The 17,793-nt window shown below is 68.2% G+C and carries 12 protein-coding genes; 9 read left to right on the top strand and 3 right to left on the bottom strand.

All coding sequences use genetic code 11. The features are described from left to right. The 6 genes from gcvH to QK288_RS07540 all read left to right on the top strand — a co-directional run bounded on the left by gcvH (position 1) and on the right by QK288_RS07540 (position 9,468). Complete coding sequence (gene gcvH / locus QK288_RS07515) at positions 1 to 378, top strand: glycine cleavage system protein GcvH (RefSeq protein WP_281267184.1); 378 nt, start codon at positions 1 to 3, stop codon at positions 376 to 378. Continuing rightward, entirely contained in the window at positions 375 to 3,299 is a 2,925-nt protein-coding gene (gcvP, locus tag QK288_RS07520) for an aminomethyl-transferring glycine dehydrogenase (protein WP_281267185.1), read from the top strand. The genes gcvH and gcvP overlap by 4 nt, the downstream gene beginning before the upstream one ends. A gap of 709 nt (positions 3,300 to 4,008) precedes the next feature. After that, a complete protein-coding gene (locus QK288_RS07525) occupies positions 4,009 to 5,640 on the top strand; it encodes an ABC transporter substrate-binding protein (protein WP_281267186.1) in 1,632 nt (543 codons plus the stop codon). A gap of 219 nt (positions 5,641 to 5,859) precedes the next feature. Continuing rightward, on the top strand, positions 5,860 to 6,789 hold the full coding sequence (locus QK288_RS07530; protein ID WP_281267187.1) for an ABC transporter permease: 930 nt from the start codon (positions 5,860 to 5,862) through the stop codon (positions 6,787 to 6,789). Next, positions 6,779 to 7,729 carry an ABC transporter permease gene (locus QK288_RS07535; protein WP_281267188.1) on the top strand — a complete coding sequence of 317 codons (951 nt, stop codon included), beginning with the start codon at positions 6,779 to 6,781 and terminating at the stop codon, positions 7,727 to 7,729. The genes QK288_RS07530 and QK288_RS07535 overlap by 11 nt, the downstream gene beginning before the upstream one ends. Next, complete coding sequence (locus QK288_RS07540; RefSeq protein ID WP_281267189.1) at positions 7,726 to 9,468, top strand: ABC transporter ATP-binding protein; 1,743 nt, start codon at positions 7,726 to 7,728, stop codon at positions 9,466 to 9,468. The genes QK288_RS07535 and QK288_RS07540 overlap by 4 nt, the downstream gene beginning before the upstream one ends. Positions 9,469 to 10,158: 690 nt before the next feature. Here the strand turns inward: QK288_RS07540 and QK288_RS07545 are convergent. The 3 genes from QK288_RS07545 to QK288_RS07555 form a co-directional block, all read right to left on the bottom strand. Next, on the bottom strand, positions 10,159 to 10,728 hold the full coding sequence (locus QK288_RS07545; protein WP_281267190.1) for a PH domain-containing protein: 570 nt from the start codon (positions 10,726 to 10,728) through the stop codon (positions 10,159 to 10,161). Positions 10,729 to 10,957: 229 nt separating this feature from the next. Continuing rightward, positions 10,958 to 11,437 (bottom strand): peroxiredoxin, encoded by a 480-nt coding sequence (locus QK288_RS07550; RefSeq protein ID WP_281267191.1) that lies wholly within the window; start codon positions 11,435 to 11,437, stop codon positions 10,958 to 10,960. A 141-nt stretch (positions 11,438 to 11,578) separates the two neighbouring features. Continuing rightward, entirely contained in the window at positions 11,579 to 13,252 is a 1,674-nt protein-coding gene (locus QK288_RS07555) for an ABC transporter family substrate-binding protein (RefSeq protein WP_281267192.1), read from the bottom strand. Between the two features lie 144 nt (positions 13,253 to 13,396). On the opposite strand from QK288_RS07555, the gene QK288_RS07560 reads away from it, so the two are divergent. From QK288_RS07560 to QK288_RS07570, 3 genes are read left to right on the top strand one after another with little or no spacing between them, the layout of a single operon-like run. Next, positions 13,397 to 14,380 carry an ABC transporter permease gene (locus tag QK288_RS07560; RefSeq protein WP_281267193.1) on the top strand — a complete coding sequence of 328 codons (984 nt, stop codon included), beginning with the start codon at positions 13,397 to 13,399 and terminating at the stop codon, positions 14,378 to 14,380. A gap of 1 nt (position 14,381) precedes the next feature. Then, entirely contained in the window at positions 14,382 to 15,410 is a 1,029-nt protein-coding gene (locus QK288_RS07565; protein ID WP_281267194.1) for an ABC transporter permease, read from the top strand. After that, entirely contained in the window at positions 15,407 to 17,539 is a 2,133-nt protein-coding gene (locus QK288_RS07570) for an ABC transporter ATP-binding protein (RefSeq protein ID WP_281267195.1), read from the top strand. Before QK288_RS07565 ends, QK288_RS07570 begins: the two co-directional genes overlap by 4 nt. Positions 17,540 to 17,793: the final 254 nt, after the last annotated feature.

Here is a 17,793-nt window from a genome sequence, read left to right on the forward strand (position 1 = left end):
ATGACCGACCAGAGCGCACTGCAGTACACCAAGGACCACGAGTGGCTGCTCGTCGAGGGTGACGTCGTCACCGTCGGCATCACCGACCACGCCGCCGAACAGCTCGGTGACGTCGTGTACGTCGAGCTGCCGGCCGTCGGCACCGCCACCACCGCCGGTGAGCAGCTCGGCGAGATCGAGTCGACCAAGAGCGTCGGCGAGCTCTTCGCGCCGATCGAGGGCGAGGTCGTCGAGGTCAACGACGCCGTCGTCGACGCGCCCGACACCGTGAACCAGGACCCGTTCGGTGCCGGCTGGCTCGTGAAGATCAAGGTCGAGGGCACGGACTTCCCCGAGGACCTCATGGACCACGACACGTACCGGGCGTCCATCGCATGACGGACACCGACCTGAACCTGCAGACGTCGTTCGCCGACCGGCACATCGGGACCACCCCGGCCGACCAGCGGACCATGCTCGACGTCGTCGGGCAGCCGTCCCTCGACGCCCTCGTCCGCGCGGCGATCCCGGAGTCGATCCACGCCGAACCGGTGTCGTCGTCGTCGATCCCGACCGCGGTCGGTGAGACCGAAGCACTCGCCGAACTCCGCGGGATGGCTGCGAAGAACACCGTCCGTCGGGCGATGATCGGCCTCGGCTACTACGGCACCCACACGCCGGCGGTCATCCAGCGCAACGTGCTCGAGAACCCGAGCTGGTACACGGCCTACACGCCGTACCAGCCGGAGATCTCGCAGGGGCGTCTCGAAGCGCTCATCAACTTCCAGACGATGGTCGCCGACCTCACCGGCATGGCCACCGCCGGCGCCTCGATGCTCGACGAAGGCACCGCCGTGGTGGAGGGCATGCTCCTCGCCCGCCGCGCGTCCAAGGTCAAGGGCGACGCGTTCCTCGTCGACGCCGACCTGCTGCCGCAGACGCGGGCGCTGCTCGACCACCGTGCCGACGCCGTCGGGATCACCCTGCGCGCGTTCGACGCCGTGTCCGGGCCCACGGACGAGCAGCTCGACGGCGCGTTCGGCGTGGTGCTGCAGTACCCGGGTGCCTCCGGGAACGTCGTCGATCCGTCGTCGACGATCGAGCGTGTGCACGCGGGCGGCGGGATCGCCGTCGTCGCGGCCGACCTGCTCGCGATGACGCTCCTCGCGTCCCCCGGGGACCTCGGCGCGGACGTCGCCGTCGGCACCTCGCAGCGCTTCGGCGTCCCGCTCGGCTTCGGTGGCCCGCACGCCGGGTACCTCGCCGTCCGCGCCGGGCTCGAACGGCAGCTGCCCGGCCGGCTGGTCGGGGTGTCCTTCGACGCAGCAGGGGGCATGGCCTACCGCCTCAGCCTGCAGACCCGCGAGCAGCACATCCGTCGCGAGAAGGCGACGTCGAACATCTGCACCGCGCAGGTGCTCCTCGCCGTCATGGCGTCGATGTACGCGGTCTACCACGGGCCAGAAGGCCTCCGGTTCATCGCGAACCGCGTCGCGCGCACGGCGTCGGCGCTCGCCGATGCCGCACGGGCCGCCGATGTGGAGGTCGTCCACGACGCCTTCTTCGACACGCTGACGCTCCGGGCACCCGGACGGGCCGGCGAGCTCGTGGACGCCGCGCACGCCGCCGGCTACCTGCTGCACCTCGTCGATGCGGACACGCTCCTGGTCTCCGTCGACGAGACGACCACGCCCGACGACGTCCGCGTGCTGTCCGGACTGCTGGCCGGGGGCAGCGGACCAGACCAGCGAGCGGTCGAGACGGCCGTGGCGGACGCGACCACGAGCCTCCCGTCCGGCCTGCTGCGGCAGAGCGAGTACCTGACGCACCCCGTGTTCAGCGCGCACCGGAGCGAGACCCGCATGATGCGGTACCTCAAGCACCTCGCCGACAAGGACTACGCGCTCGACCGCGGCATGATCCCGCTCGGCAGCTGCACGATGAAGCTGAACGCGGCGACCGAGATGGCCGCGGTCACGTGGCCGGAGTTCGCGAACATCCACCCGTTCGCGCCGCGCTCCGACGTCGAGGGCTACCTCGGGATGATCAGCGACCTCGAGACCTGGCTCGCCGAGGTCACCGGGTACGACACCGTGTCCGTCCAGCCGAACGCCGGCAGCCAGGGCGAGCTCGCCGGACTCCTCGCGATCCGCGGCTACCACCGGTCCCGCGGGGACGACGCGCGCACCGTGTGCCTCATCCCGTCGAGCGCGCACGGCACGAACGCCGCTTCCGCCGTGCTCGCCGGCATGAAGGTCGTGGTCGTGGCGTGCGACGAGAACGGGAACGTCGACCTCGACGACCTCCGTGCTCGCGTCGCCGACCACGCCGACACGCTCGCGGCGCTGATGATCACGTACCCGTCCACCCACGGTGTGTACGAGCACGACATCCGCGACATCTGCGACGCCGTGCACGATGCCGGCGGCCAGGTCTACGTGGACGGCGCGAACCTCAACGCGCTCCTCGGGCACGCACGCTTCGGGGACTTCGGCGGGGACGTCTCGCACCTCAACCTGCACAAGACGTTCTGCATCCCGCACGGTGGTGGCGGCCCCGGTGTCGGGCCCGTCGCGGCGAAGGCGCACCTCGCGCCGTTCCTGCCGGGGCACCCGTTCGCGCAGGACGACGACCGCCGACCCGGGTCGACGTCGTCTTCGGACCAGCGGCTCGCGCATGCCGGTGGTCCGGTCTCGGCCGCGCCGTACGGCAGCCCGAGCATCCTGCCGATCACGTGGTCGTACGTCCGCATGATGGGGCTCGAGGGGCTCACCCGTGCGACGGAGACCGCCGTGCTCGGGGCGAACTACATCGCGGCACGGCTCCGTGACGCGTTCCCGGTGCTCTACACGGGCGAATCGGGGCTCGTCGCGCACGAGTGCATCCTCGACCTCCGTCCGCTCCGAGACGCCACGGGCATCACCGTGGACGACGTCGCCAAGCGCCTCGTCGACTACGGCTTCCACGCGCCGACCATGTCGTTCCCGGTGGCGGGCACGCTCATGGTGGAGCCGACCGAGAGCGAGGACCTCGCGGAACTCGACCGCTTCGTCGACGCGATGCTCGCCATCCGCGCCGAGGCCGGGGCGGTCGAGCGCGGGGAGTGGCCGGCGGACGACAACCCGCTCGTCGGGGCGCCGCACACGGCTGCGTCGGTGATCTCGGGGGAGTGGACGCACGCCTACACGCGGGAGCAGGCGGTGTACCCGCTGCCCGGCATCGCCGAGCGGAAGTACTGGCCGCCGGTGCGTCGTATCGACCAGGCGTACGGCGACCGCAACCTGGTGTGCGCGTGCCCGCCGGTGGAGGCGTTCGCGTAGACCCCGTCCACACGTCGACGGCCCCGGAGCATCTCGCTCCGGGGCCGTCGTCGTGTGCCCTTGCGGGTGCGGGTGCGGGTGCGGGGAGCGGGGGCGGGGAGCGGGAACGGGGGCGGCGTGCGGTGTCCGTCCGTGTCCGTCGGCGTTTTCGACCTGGAACGACACTCTCGCTGTCGTACGACAGCGATCCTGTCGTTCCTTGCGGACGCTGCCTTTTGTGCACGCGCAGAAGCGACACCTTCGTCGTCGTACGACAGCGGTGTTGTCGTTCCGAGTCCGCGCCACCACCCTCACCTCCCTGCCCTCGAACCCCCTACCACGCCCCCGACACACGGTGGAGCGGTCCGATTCGTCCAAGCGGTGGATCATTGCGTCCAGACGCCGCACAGCCCACACATGGGGTCGGGCATGTCATGCCCGCCGAAACGCGGACACGAGCCTCCGTGACATGACCCCCGAAGAGGTGGCACACTGCGAGGAACTGTTCCGATGCGCAACGAAGATGATGCAGATGCAACAATCCAGCATGTTGTGCCGTGAAACGCGCATATCTTGCAGCATCTCGCAAGGATCATGCAAGTTGGTTACCAGCGTGTAACCGTTCGTTCCAGGGTTTGGCGGGTTCTCAGCGCACTGCCTACAGTGCAAAGGTCAAACGCGCCTGGCGACACCTCTGTGCCGGGCGCGTCCCATGCACCAGGAGGAACTCTTGATCAAGAAGCGCGCTGGGCTCGCAGCCCTCGCCGTGCTCGGGGCCACAGCAATCGCCCTGGCCGGCTGCTCCAGCAACAGTGGTAGCGGCAGCAACTCGGGCTCCGGCTCGACGAACGCGAACGGCATCGTCACCACCAACGGCAGCGAGCCCCAGAACCCGCTCATCCCCTCGAACACCACCGAGACCGGTGGTGGCAAGATCATCAACTCGATCTTCGAGGGACTCCGCTCCTACGACGCCGACGGCAAGCCGGTGAACGAGGTCGCGAAGAGCATCACCACCGACGACTCGAAGACGTTCGACATCAAGCTCAACACGGGCTGGAAGTTCACGAACGGCGAGAAGATCACCGCAGAGTCCTTCACGAAGGCGTGGAACTGGGCGGCGCAGAAGTCGAACGCCCAGGGCGCGAGCTACTACTTCGAGAACATCGAGGGCTACAGCGCCGACGCTGACTCCGAGCTCACGGGCCTCAAGGTCAAGAGCGACGACGAGTTCACCGTCACCCTGAAGTCCCCGCAGTCGGACTTCCCGCTGTCGCTCGGTTACTCGGCGTTCGTGCCGCTGCCGTCGTCGTTCTACGACGACCCCAAGGCGTTCGGTGAGAACCCGATCGGCAACGGCCCGTACAAGCTGGCCAGCAAGAGCGCGTGGACGCACAACACGGACATCAAGCTCGTCACCAACAAGGACTACGAGGGCAAGCGCAAGCCGAAGAACGGTGGTCTGACGATCACGTTCTACACCTCGCAGGACACCGCGTACTCCGACGCGCAGGGTGGCAACCTCGACATCCTCGACGCCGTGCCGGACAGCGCGTTCGCGAACTACAAGTCGGACTTCCCCGACTCGAACGTGAACCAGCCGGCCGCGATCTTCCAGGGCATCTACCTGCCCTACTACCTCGACCACTGGAAGGGCGAGGAGGGCAAGCTCCGTCGCGAGGCGGTGTCGATGTCCATCAACCGCAAGCAGATCACCTCGAAGATCTTCGACGGCACCCGTACGCCGGCCAGCGACTTCACCTCGCCGGTCATCGACGGCTGGTCGAAGGACCTCAAGGGTTCCGACGTCCTGGACTACAACAAGTCCGAGGCGAAGAAGCTCTGGGCCGAGGCCGACAAGATCTCGCCGTACAACGACACCCTCACCATCTCGTACAACGCCGACGGCGGGCACGAGGCGTGGGTGACCGCGGTCACGAACAGCATCTCCAACACCCTGGGCATCAAGGCCGAGGGCAAGGCGTACCCGACCTTCCAGGAAGCGCTGGACGTCCAGACGAACGACAAGCTCACGGGCGGTAGCCGCACCGGTTGGCAGGCCGACTACCCGTCGCTGTACAACTTCCTCGGCCCGACCATGGGCGAGGGCTCGTCGAACAACTACTCGCGCTACGACTCGACCGAGTTCAACGACCTGCTCAAGCAGGGCCAGTCGGCCGACAGCGTCGAGGCGGGCAACAAGATCTTCGACCAGGCCCAGGAGCTCCTGCTCAAGGACCTGCCGGAGATCCCCCTCTGGTACTCGAACGTGACCGGTGTGTGGTCCGCTGACAACGTGTCGAACGTCAAGTTCGGCTGGGACTCGGTGCCGCTCTACTACGACGTCGAGGTCAAGAAGTAACGAACTGATCGCAGGTATCCTGCATCAGCAGCAACACCACCGGACGGGGGTTCGGGGACGATCAGTCCTCGGGCCCCCGTACCGCGGCGGCACACCCTCCCCCCACGACCCAAGCGGGCGCCGCCTCCCGCGCCGGGCAGCCGTGTCAACTCACGCGACGTCCACCCACGACGAAATGACTGTGATCCACATGCTCGCTCCGAACCAGGCGGAGATCTGATGCTCTGGTACCTCGGGAAGCGCCTCCTGCAGCTGATCCCCGTGTTCTTCGGTGCCACGTTCCTCATCTACCTGATGGTGTTCCTCCTCCCCGGAGACCCCATCGCCGCGCTCTTCGGCGACCACCAGCCGTCGCCCCAGGTCATCGAACAGATCCGCGCGCAGTACAACCTCGACAAGCCGTTCATCGTCCAGTACCTGCTGTGGATCGGCGGCGTGTTCCGCGGTGACCTCGGCGTGACGTACTCGGGCATCCCGGTCACCGAGCAGCTCGCGCAGGCGTTCCCGATCACGGCACGCCTCGCGATCCTCGCGCTGGTGTTCGAGTCGGTCGCCGGCATCATCGTCGGTGTCATCGCCGGCCTCCGGAAGGGCAAGCTCTTCGACGCCACCGCGCTCGTCGTCAGCCTGTTCCTCATCTCGATCCCGGTGTTCGTCATCGGCTTCGTCCTGCAGTACGGACTCGGCATCCAGCTCGGGCTGTTCCGTGCGACGGTCTCCGGTCAGGCGCCGTGGTCGGAGCTCGTGCTCCCCGCGATCGTCCTCGCGACCGGGTCGTTCGCCTACATCGTGCGACTCACCCGTGCCAGCGTCGCCGAGAACATGAGCGCCGACTTCGTGCGTACCGCCACGGCGAAGGGACTCCCGCGTCGCCGCGTCATCGGTGTGCACATCTTCCGGAACTCGCTCATCCCGGTGGTCACCTACCTCGGCATCGACATCGGCAACCTGATGGTCGGCGCGATCGTGACCGAGGGCATCTTCAACATCCACGGCGTCGGCGGCACGGTCTACCAGGCCGTCAAGCTCGGCCAGGGTCCGACCGTCGTGTCGTTCGTCGCCGTGATGGTCATCATCTTCATGCTCGCCAACCTCCTGGTCGACCTGCTGTACGCCGTCCTGGACCCGAGGATCCGTTATGCCAAGTAACACCGAATCGCGCTCGGCGACGCACTACGTCGCGCCGCTCGAGGAGACGCCGCTCCAGGCGATCGACAACGTCAACGAAGATGAGAAGACCCGGTCGCTCTGGACCGACGCGTGGGACTCCATGCGCGTCCGTCCGATCTTCTGGGTGTCGAGCGTCCTGATCGTCCTGATCATCGCCGTCGCACTGGTGCCGGGTGTGTTCGCACACGCCGACCCGCGTGCGTGCGACCTGTCGAACTCCGGGAAGGGCGGCAGCGCCGGCCACATCCTCGGCTACACGCGCCAGGGCTGCGACGTCTACTCCCGTGTCATCTACGGCACGCAGAACTCCCTGCTCGTCGGCCTCGTCGCGACGATCCTCGTGGTCATCGTCGGCGTGATCGTCGGCTCGCTCGCCGGTTTCTACGGCGGATGGCTCGACTCCGTGGTGTCCCGCATCGGTGACATCTTCTTCTCGATCCCGACCGTCCTCGGCGCGATCGTGATCATGTCGAGCATCCCGCAGCGCAGCCCGTGGACGGTCGCACTCGTCCTCGCGGCGTTCGCGTGGCCACAGATCGCCCGCATCATGCGCGGTGCGGTGCTGTCCGCGAAGAACGCGGACTACGTCACCGCATCGGCAGCACTCGGTGTGAGCCGGTTCAAGACGCTGATCCGCCACGTCATACCGAACTCGATCGCCCCGGTGATCGTCGTCGCGACCGTCTCGCTCGGCACGTTCATCGTCGCCGAGTCGACCCTGTCGTTCCTCGGGATCGGTCTGCCGCCGTCGTCGCTCAGCTGGGGCTACGACATCAACGCCGCGCAGCCGTCGCTCCGCACCAACCCGTCGACGATCTTCTGGCCGTCGCTCGCCCTGTCCATCACCGTGCTCGCGTTCCTCCTCCTCGGTGACGTGGTCCGCGACGCACTCGACCCGAAGGCGAGGGCCCGCCGATGAGCGAGACGCTGACCGAGCCGACCGCGCGTCGCGCCAACGCGAACGGCGCGCCGCTCCTCGAGATCTCCGGTCTCGAGATCGGCTTCAAGACCCAGAGCGGGTTCGTCCAGGCGGTCCGCGGTGTCGACTTCACCCTCGAGCAGGGTGAGCGACTCGCGATCGTCGGCGAGTCCGGTTCCGGCAAGTCCACGAGCGCCCAGGCGATCATCAAGCTGCTGCCCGGCGCCGGCCAGGTGACCGGCGGGTCGATCAAGTTCAACGGTCGCGAGCTCGTCGGCCTCTCCGACAAGGAGATGTCCGAGATCCGCGGCAAGGAGATCGGCTACGTCCCGCAGGACCCGATGTCGAACCTCAACCCGCTGTGGACCATCGGGTTCCAGGTCGAGGAAGCCATCCGTGCGAACGGCATGGCCACCGGCAAGAAGGCCGTGCGCGAGCGTGCGATCGAGGTCCTGAAGGAAGCGGGTCTCGGCGACGCCGCGAACCGTCTCAAGCAGTACCCGCACGAGTTCTCCGGCGGCATGCGGCAGCGCGTGCTCATCGGGATCGGCCTGTCGAGCCACCCGCAGCTGCTCATCGCCGACGAGCCGACGAGCGCGCTCGACGTGACCGTGCAGCGAGTCATCCTCGACCACCTCGAGACCCTGACCCGCGACTACGGCACGAGCGTGCTCTTCATCACGCACGACCTCGGCCTCGCCGCCGAGCGTGCCGAGAAGCTCGTCGTGATGTACAAGGGGCAGGTCGTCGAGGCGGGTCCGTCGCAGGAGATCCTCGGCAACCCGCAGCACCCGTACACGCAGCGACTCGTCGCCGCGGCACCGTCCCTCGCCAGCCGCCGCATCCAGTCGAAGGTGCAGCACGAGAGCATCGCGATCTCGGACAGCGGCAGCGACGACGCCGAACTGATCGCACGCGCCCAGGAGCGCGAGCACCAGCCGGCCGAGGACCTCATCGTCGTCAAGAACCTGCAGAAGATCTACAAGCTGCGCGGCAAGAACCTCGCGTCGCGTGAGCTGAAGGCCGTCGACGACGTGTCGTTCTCGATCCCGAAGGGCACCACCACGGCGCTCGTCGGTGAGTCCGGCTCGGGCAAGTCGACCGTCGCCAAGCTCGTGCTGCAGCTCGAGGGCATCACGAGCGGCACCGTCCAGTTCGACGGCACCGACATCGGTGCGTTGAAGGGCAAGGAGCTCTTCGACTTCCGCCGCCGTGTGCAGCCCGTGTTCCAGGACCCGTACGGGTCGCTGGACCCGATGTACAACGTCGGGAACACCATCGCGGAGCCGCTCGTCACGCACGGCGTCGGGGACAAGGCATCGCGTCGCGCTCGCGTGCGCGAGCTCCTCGACCAGGTGGCGCTGCCGTCCTCGATGGTGAACCGGTACCCGAACGAGCTCTCCGGCGGTCAGCGGCAGCGGATCGCCGTCGCGCGTGCGCTCGCGTTGAAGCCCGAGGTCATCGTGCTCGACGAGGCGGTCTCCGCGCTCGACGTGCTCGTGCAGGGCCAGATCCTCGAGCTCCTCACCGAGCTCCAGTCGGAACTCGGCCTGACGTACCTCTTCATCACGCACGACCTCGCCGTCGTCCGCCTCGTCGCGGACAACGTGTGTGTCATGCGCAAGGGACAGATCGTGGAGAAGGCGACGACCGACGAGGTCTTCGCCAACCCGCGGGAGCAGTACACCCGCGACCTGCTGGCCGCGATCCCGGGCGCCTCGTTCGAGTTCGGACGCTGAGCCCCCGTTCACCGCACACGGAACGCGTCGCCCCGATGGGGCGGCGCGTTCCGCGTTTCCGCCCCGACCGGCCCCGTCGAGCGGGCGAAATACCGTCGTCGCCCCGAGCGTGCACCACGGTATTTCGCCCGCTCGACGGGGTGGGCGTGCTCCCGCGGGCCGCGCTTGCGTCGAGGGGGCGAAATACCGTGGTCGCCCCGAGCGCGCACCCGGGTATTCCGCCCGCTCGACGTGCGGGCGTGCTCCCGCGGGCCGCGCTTGCGCCGAGCGGGCGAGATACCGTGGTCGGTCCGAGCGCCCACCCGGGTATACCGCCCGCTCGACCGTGGACACGGACTGGAGGACCGCCCCTCGTCCGCGCGACCGTCCTGCCCGCCTCGTATCCGGACCGACGCCGGGTGAGATCGCAGTCCGTGTCGCCTCGGGTCTGCCGAGTCGCCACGGATGGCGACTTCACCGTGGGTCGGGCTCCGCGTGCGGCCGAACGGGCGAAATGCCAGGGCTCGGGTTGGGACCGACACGGGTATTTCGCCCGCTCGAGTCACGGTCCGCCACGCACGCACGCACACACGCACGCACCACACGCACGGACGCACGCGCGAGCGCACGCACGCACGCACGCAGGAGCGAGCGCACGCACGCACGAGCGCACGCCCTGATGGCGCCCAGCCCGCACGTCGGCGGGCGCGGTCAGAGGCGGGCGGCGGCCATCGACGCGGCGATGGCGAGGATCGTGATCGCGAGGATCGTCCATCCGTGGACACGGTGCACGATCGGGTGCGGGGTGACGGTCGCCGGAGGCGGGCCGTCCTGCGGAGCCGCCGCGGGGACGAACGCGAGTACCTCGGCAGCCGCAGCGTCCACGGTTGCTGGCACCGAGCCTCCCGGCCGGTCCACGCGCAATCGTGCCGTCGGCCGCGGCGCGATCCAGGTGCGACGGTCGGGTTCGTTCGACTGGATCTCGAGGCCGTACTTCGTCCGGACGCCGGTGACGCGTCGCCAGGCGTACGTCGAGGTACGGCGGACGTCGACGACCACGAGCGCGTCTGGGGTGAGCAGCAGCCGAGGACGCCAGAGCGCAGCCCATGCCACGAACGCGATGAAGATGCTCGGGATCGGCACGAGGAGGACCGACGTGTCACCGCGGCTGATGAAGCCGAGGACGAGCAGGACGGCGGCGACGGCCCAGAGCACGATGGCCAACGTCCGCATGCCGGGAGCGACGATGCGCGCGGGTACGGGGCCGGGGGAGTCGCTCACGGCTCCATCGTAGGAGAGGTGCGAGAGTGCCTCCCCGGAACCGTCTGTTGAGCGGGCGTGAAACGCCGTGCGCGTACCAACTGACGACCCGATGTTCCGGGGAGGCAAATCCATGACGGATCTCTCGTACCGACGATGGTCCCCGACCCCAGTTCGGGTGTCAATACCCCTGCACGAAAGGATCAGGAAATCGACACGCCGATCGAGCGCAAAGTCGATGCGGACGTACCTACCGGACGAGCTGTTCGATCTCCGCGCGGATCACGGAGGCCTTCGGGAACCGGAGCCCGACGAGTCCGACGTGCCGCCAGCGGACGATGCCGTCCGGGCCGATGACGAACACGGAGCGTCGGAGTCCGAGTCCCGGCGCGCGGACCCCGTAGTCGCGGATGACGGTGCCTGCGGTGTCGCTGAGGAGCGGGAAGGTGAGCGAGGAGTCGCGGGCGAAGGCCTCGTGCGAGTCGAGCGCCTGCGGGCTGATGCCCCAGACGACGGCACCGAGGTCGCCGAATTCGTCGAGCTCCTCCTGGTAGCTGCAGAGCTGCGCGGTGCAGACGGGGGTGGCATCGCCCGGGTAGAAGGCGAGGACGATCGTGCGACCGATCTCGGACGACAGGTCGTACTCGTCGTCGGTGCGCACCCCGTCGCGGACGATCATGCCCGGCAGGGTGAAGGTCGGGGCGGGTTCGCCGACCACGGGGATGCTCATGTGCACAACGTACGGCGCGCGGGGGCGGGGGAGCCCTCGGCGCGCTGCGGGAGGGCTGTGAGTCCGGACGGTTGCTGTCGAAACGGCCAGCGGGGCCGAGCGCTGCTGCGCTCGACCCCGCTGTGACCTGGTGCGGATCGACTACTTCGTGAGGCCGACCTTCGTCCAGTCGTAGGCCATCGCGCCCGAGCGTGCGCCGTAGTTGGCGAGCTTCGGGTTCTGCGCGATGACACGCGGCGACTGCACGATCGGCAGCGAGTGCCCGATCGACCAGACCTGCTTGTCGACCTTGTTCCACAGGGCGTTCGCCTTCGAGGCATCCGTCTCGGCGATCGCCTGGTTGACGAGCTTGTCGATCGACTTCGTGCCGACGCGACCGTAGTTCTGGCCGGTGTCGCCGGTGATGAAGATGCTCGCGCCGCTGGCGTGGTAGCCGGTGCCGCCCCAGAGGAAGATCGTCATGTCGTAGTTGCCCGGCGTGACGTACTGCGGGAAGAAGTCGTCACTCGACACCGCCTTGATCGACAGCTTGATGCCGACGTCCTTGAGCTGCGACTGGATGACCTCGGCCATCTTCTGCGAGCTCGTCGCACCGGACGGGATGGTGATCGAGATGGACAGGTTCTTGCCGTCCTTCTTGCGGTACGTGCCGTCGGTCTTCCAGCCGTCGTCATCGAGGATCTTCTTCGCCTTGTCGACGTCGAAGGTGCCGTTCGGGCTCGAGTTGTCCTTGTAGCCGTCGTCCGTGGCGAGGAACACGTGGTTGTTCAGCACCGGCAGCTTGTAGGGCAGGGTGCCGCCGATCACCGAGGCGAGCGAGTCACGGTTCACCGCGTGCTGGATCGCGAGGCGCAGGTTCTTGTCCTTCAGGAGCCCCTGCGTCGAGAAGTCCACGTGCGTGTAGGACGCGGACTGGGACGCGTAGATCTTCGTGTTCTTCGCGTCCTTGACCCGGGCGTAGCGGTCCGACGTGCCGGCCGCCACGGAGTCGAGCTCCTTGTTGAGGTAGGCGTCGATGTCCGCGTTGCCGTCGAGCGAGCGGAAGATCACGGTGTCGAGCTTCGGCTTGTCGCCCCACCAGTTGGGGTCGGGGGCGAGCGTGACGGTGCCGGCGGTCTCGTCGAGCTTGGAGACCTTGTAGGGACCGGCAGACAGCGGGACCTTGTCCTTGTAGCCGTTGTTGAAGCCGTCGGGGGTACCGATGACGCTCGCCGGGTAGAGCGGGCTGAAGAGCGACTTCCAGTCAGAGAACGGCGTCGAGTACTTCACGATCGCCTGGCGCTCGTCGGTGCCCTGCGTGACGGACTCGATGTCCTTCCAGCCGGTGTCGTCACCGATCTGGTAGCTCTCGTCGGTGCCGTTGTTGGCCTTCCAGAGCGCCTCGAAGTCCTTCCACGTGATCGGCGAGCCGTCGTTCCACTGCGCTTTCGGGTTCACCGTGTACGTGATCGTCAGCGGGTCTTCGCTGGTGACCTTCGCGGACTCGAGCGTGTTCTTGTCGAGCTGCGGCTTGCCGTCGGCATCGATGTTGAACGTGTGCGGCATCGTTGCCTGCTCGATGTCGGCGGCGTCCTGCAGGGTGCCGTCGAGCTCGAAGTAGTTCCACTGCGAGATCCACTGCGAGATCGGCAGCCGGACGGTGCCGCCCTGCTGCAGGTCCGACACGGGCTTCTCGTTGATCTGGGCGGCCGACGGCAGCGACTTCTTGCCGGAGTCTGAGCTCGATCCCGTCGAGCCACCGCCCGAGCAGCCGGTCACGGCCAGCGCGATGCCGGCGAGGACCGCCGTCGTCGCGAGGACTTTCTTGTGCAACATGTTCTTCCCCTCGTGAAGTTGTGGAACACACTATGACCCCCGAGCAGGGGCGTCAGAACATTTCGTCTTCGAACTATGAATCGTTACCCGGCCGGACGGTCTGTGACATCTCCCGGAAACAAATCGACCCGTAGGGTGTTCCGCATGATCCGCTTCCTGGCGCGTCGAATCGTGTACTACGTCGTGCTCGTGTTCCTCGCCACGTCGTTGACGTACTTCCTTGCGTCGGCGACCTTCAGCCCACGATCCGTGTACGCGCAGCGCAATCCGGCCCCGCCCGTGGCCGTCATCGACGCCAAACTGGACCACATCGGCGTGAACGACAAGACGCCGATCATCGTCCGCTACGGCCACTGGCTGGGCGACGCGGTCCACGGTGACCTGGGGCAGACCATCCAGGACCGGAGCGTGGACGACGCATTCTGGCCACGGCTCGGCGTCAGTCTGCGGCTGCTCCTCGTCGGGTCGGTGATCGGCATCGTGATCGGTGTCCTGGTCGGGGTGTGGAATGCGATCAGGCAGTACCGCATATCGGACAGGGTGAGCGCGATCATCTCGATCTTCCTGATCTCGACGCCCGTGTTCCTGACCGCGGTGTTCCTCAAGATCGGCGCGACGAAGCTCAACCAGGACACCGGGCAGCAGCTGATCAACTTCACCGGCGAGGCGACCCCCGGGCTGACCGGCACGTGGTGGGACCTCTTCGTGGACCGCGGGGTGCACCTGCTGCTCCCCACGATCTCGATCGCACTCGGCCTCATCGCGATCTACAGCCGTTACCAGCGCGCGACGATGCTCGACGTGCTCGGATCGGACTTCTTGCGTACCGCACGTGCGAAGGGCCTGACCAGGCGACAGGCGACCTTCAAGCACGGACTCCGGACGGCGCTCATCCCGATGACGACGCTGTTCGCATACGGCTTCCTCGGCATCCTCACCGGTGCGACGTTCACCGAGAAGATCTTCGGGTGGAACGGCCTCGGCGCGTGGTTCATCGACTCCGTCCAGGGCAACGACGTCAACGCGGTCACCGCGTACACACTCTTCGCCTCGGTGGTGGTGCTCATCGCGGGCTTCCTCGCCGACGTGATGACCGCAGCGCTCGACCCGCGCGTCCGGAGGAGCTGAGATGACCGACACCCGCATCGAACCCGTCGACGGCGACACCCTCGGCAAGGCCGACGTCCCGCTGCCCGGTAGCCCGGGGACGAGCCAGAAGCAGCGGAACCGCTTCGTCCAGACCGTCGCCCGCGTCTTCATGAACCGCGGTGCCGGCATCGGCCTCGTCGTGATCGTCCTGCTGTTCGCGTTCGCGTTCCTCGGCCCGTTCGTGACCAGGTGGGGGTACTCGCAGATCGACTACACCGCCTTCACGCAGCCGCCGAGTGCAGCCCACTGGTTCGGGACGAACGGCATCGGACAGGACGTGTTCGCCCAGACCGCCCGTGCCATGCAGAAGAGCCTGCTCATCGGATTGCTCGTCGCGCTGTTCTCGACCGCCCTCGCGGCGCTCACCGGCGCGGCGGCCGGGTACTTCGGCGGCTGGACCGACCGCATCGTGATGTTCTTCGTCGACATGCTGCTCGTGCTGCCGTCGTTCCTCATCATCGCGATCATCAGCCCGCGCATCCAGAACTCGGGGTGGATCGTGCTCGTGGTCCTCATCGCGGCGTTCGGGTGGATGGTCACGGCGCGCGTCGTCCGCTCGATGACGCTGTCCGTGAAGGAGCGCGAGTTCGTCCGGGCCGCGCGGTACATGGGGATCGGGCCGTTCCGGATCATCGTCCGGCACATCCTGCCGAACGTCGCGTCGTTCCTGATCATCGACGGGACGATCCAGGTGGGCGCGGCGGTCCTCGCGGAGACCAGCCTCAGCTACTTCGGCTTCGGCGTGCAGCCGCCCGACGTGTCGCTCGGTACCCTCATCGCGCAGAACCAGGACGCGGCACTCACCAGCCCGTGGCTGTTCTACTTCGCGGCAGGCGCGCTCGTGATCTTCGCGATCGCGGCGAACCTGCTCGGCGACGGCCTCCGTGACGCCCTCGACCCGACGTCCGCGACGGGCAAGAAGCAGAAGCGCACGGGTCGGAAGCGCGACCAGAACCAGGCCGCGGTCGACGCGGCGTCGATCACCACACAGGCGGGCGCCGGCGCATGAGCACCACCACGACGAACACCGACGAGATCCTCCGCGTCCGCGACCTGCACGTCCGCTTCCCGACCCCTCGGGGCGAGGTGCACGCCGTCCGCGGGGTGGACCTCGAGCTCCGCCGTGGCGAGGTCCTCGGCATCGTCGGCGAGTCCGGCTCGGGCAAGTCGGTCACGAGCATGGCGATCCTCGGCCTGCTCCCGGAGACCACCGTCGTCACCGGCTCGATCGACCTCGACGGGCAGGAGCTCGTCGGTCGCAGCGACCGGCAGATGAGCAAGCTCCGCGGGTCGAAGGTGGCGATGGTCTTCCAGGACCCGCTGTCCGCGTTCACGCCGGTGTACACGATCGGCGAGCAGATCGCCGAGACCGTCCGGATCCACCGCGACGTCACGAAGCAGCAGGCCCGCGAGCGTGCGATCGAGCTCCTGAAGCTCGTGGGCATCCCGCAGGCCGAGAGCCGCGTCGACGCGTTCCCGCACGAGTTCTCCGGCGGCATGCGGCAGCGCGCGATGATCGCGATGGCGATGGCGAACGACCCCGAGGTGATCCTCGCCGACGAGCCCACCACGGCGCTCGACGTGACGATCCAGGCGCAGATCATCGACGTGCTCCGGACCGCGCAGCGGGAGACCGGCGCGGCACTGGTGTTCGTGAGCCACGACCTCGGCGTCATCGCCGGGATCGCCGACCGGATCGCGGTCATGTACGCCGGACGGATCGTGGAGACCGCCAGCGCCGACGAGCTGTTCGCGCGGCCCCGGATGCCGTACACGATCGGCCTCATCGGCGCCCTGCCCAGGCTCGACGAGTCCAGCGGCGGTCCGCTCGTGCCGATCCCCGGATCGCCGCCGTCGCTCATCGGGCTAGCCGACGCGTGCCCGTTCGCCGATCGCTGCCCGCTCGCTGCGGAGGCATGCCGGACGTCCGAGCCGGCGCTCGAGGTCCTCGACGTCGCGGCCGGCGTCCCCGGTGAGGCGCCGGTGGACACGAGCGTCCCGCACGCCGCCGCCTGCCACCGCACCGACGAGGTCGCGAAGGCCCACGCCGACGCGGGAGCGATCTTCACGCTGCCGTCGATCGACACCGCCCCGGCCGCGCATGTGCAGCGCGCCGACCGCGACCCCGTCGTCCAGGTCGAGGGGCTCACGAAGACGTTCCCGCTCGTCAAGGGCTCGGTCTTCCGCCGCAAGGTCGGCGAGGTCTATGCCGTCGACGGGGTCGACCTCGACATCCGCCAGGGCGAGACGCTCGGGCTCGTGGGGGAGTCCGGCTCCGGCAAGTCCACGACGCTGCACCAGCTGATGGACCTGGAGCGTCCCGAGGTCGGCACCGTCGAGCTCTTCGGCGCCCCGGTCGACACGAGCAAGTCCGGCACGAAGACCCTCCGCAACCGGATCTCGATGGTGTTCCAGGACCCGGCGGCGAGCCTCGACCCACGCATGACCGTGTACGACGTGGTCGCCGAACCGCTGCGAGCAGTCGGAGCGAGTGCCGACCGCATCGCCGAGCGCGTGCCCGAGCTCATCGAACTCGTCGGACTCCGTTCCGCCGAGGCCGACCGCTACCCGCACGAGTTCTCCGGCGGCCAGCGGCAGCGCATCTCGATCGCCAGGGCGCTCGCCACCGAGCCGGAGCTGATCGTCCTCGACGAGCCGGTCTCCGCACTCGACGTCTCGATCCAGGCCGGCGTGCTCAACCTGCTCGCCGAGCTCAAGGCGCGCCTCGGCCTGTCGTACCTGTTCGTCTCGCACGACCTGTCGGTGATCCGGCACGTCGCGGACCGCGTCAGCGTGATGTACCTCGGCCGCACGGTGGAAGAGGGCGCGGTCGACGAGGTCTTCGAACGCCCGATGCACCCGTACACGGCGGCGCTGATGTCGGCGGTGCCGGTGCCCGACCCGGTGATCGAGCGCAGCCGGACGACGATCCTGCTCCCCGGTGACCCGCCGAGTCCCACCGAGCGTCGGACCGGCTGCCGGTTCCGGTCGCGCTGCCCGCTGTACGCGATGCTCCCGGACGCGCAGAAGTCGCGCTGCGAGGACGAGGTCCCCGAGAAGACGTCGCACCGCGGTGCGTCCGTCGACCACCGCGCGGCGTGCCACTACCCGGACCAGGTGGCGACGCTGACCGCGTAGCCGCCGACACTCGATCGAGTGCGCAGAAGACGGGCTCACGGACGCGTCCGGACCCCGCCTTCTGCGCACTCGTCCGTCTGCGCTCCGTCCCCGGCACGAGCGGGCGGAATACCCGGGTCCCGTCGTGCGCCCGCCCCGGTATTTCGCCCGTTCGCGGGGCGCGGCGGCCGGCGGTCCGAAGGTGACCAAGTGCCGGACAGGAGGCTCGGTGCCGGACGCGCACCGAGCCTCCCGTCCGCCCCGTGGTCGCGACC

The sequence above is a fragment of the Curtobacterium sp. 9128 genome (genome assembly GCF_900086645.1).
GTDB lineage: Bacteria > Actinomycetota > Actinomycetes > Actinomycetales > Microbacteriaceae > Curtobacterium.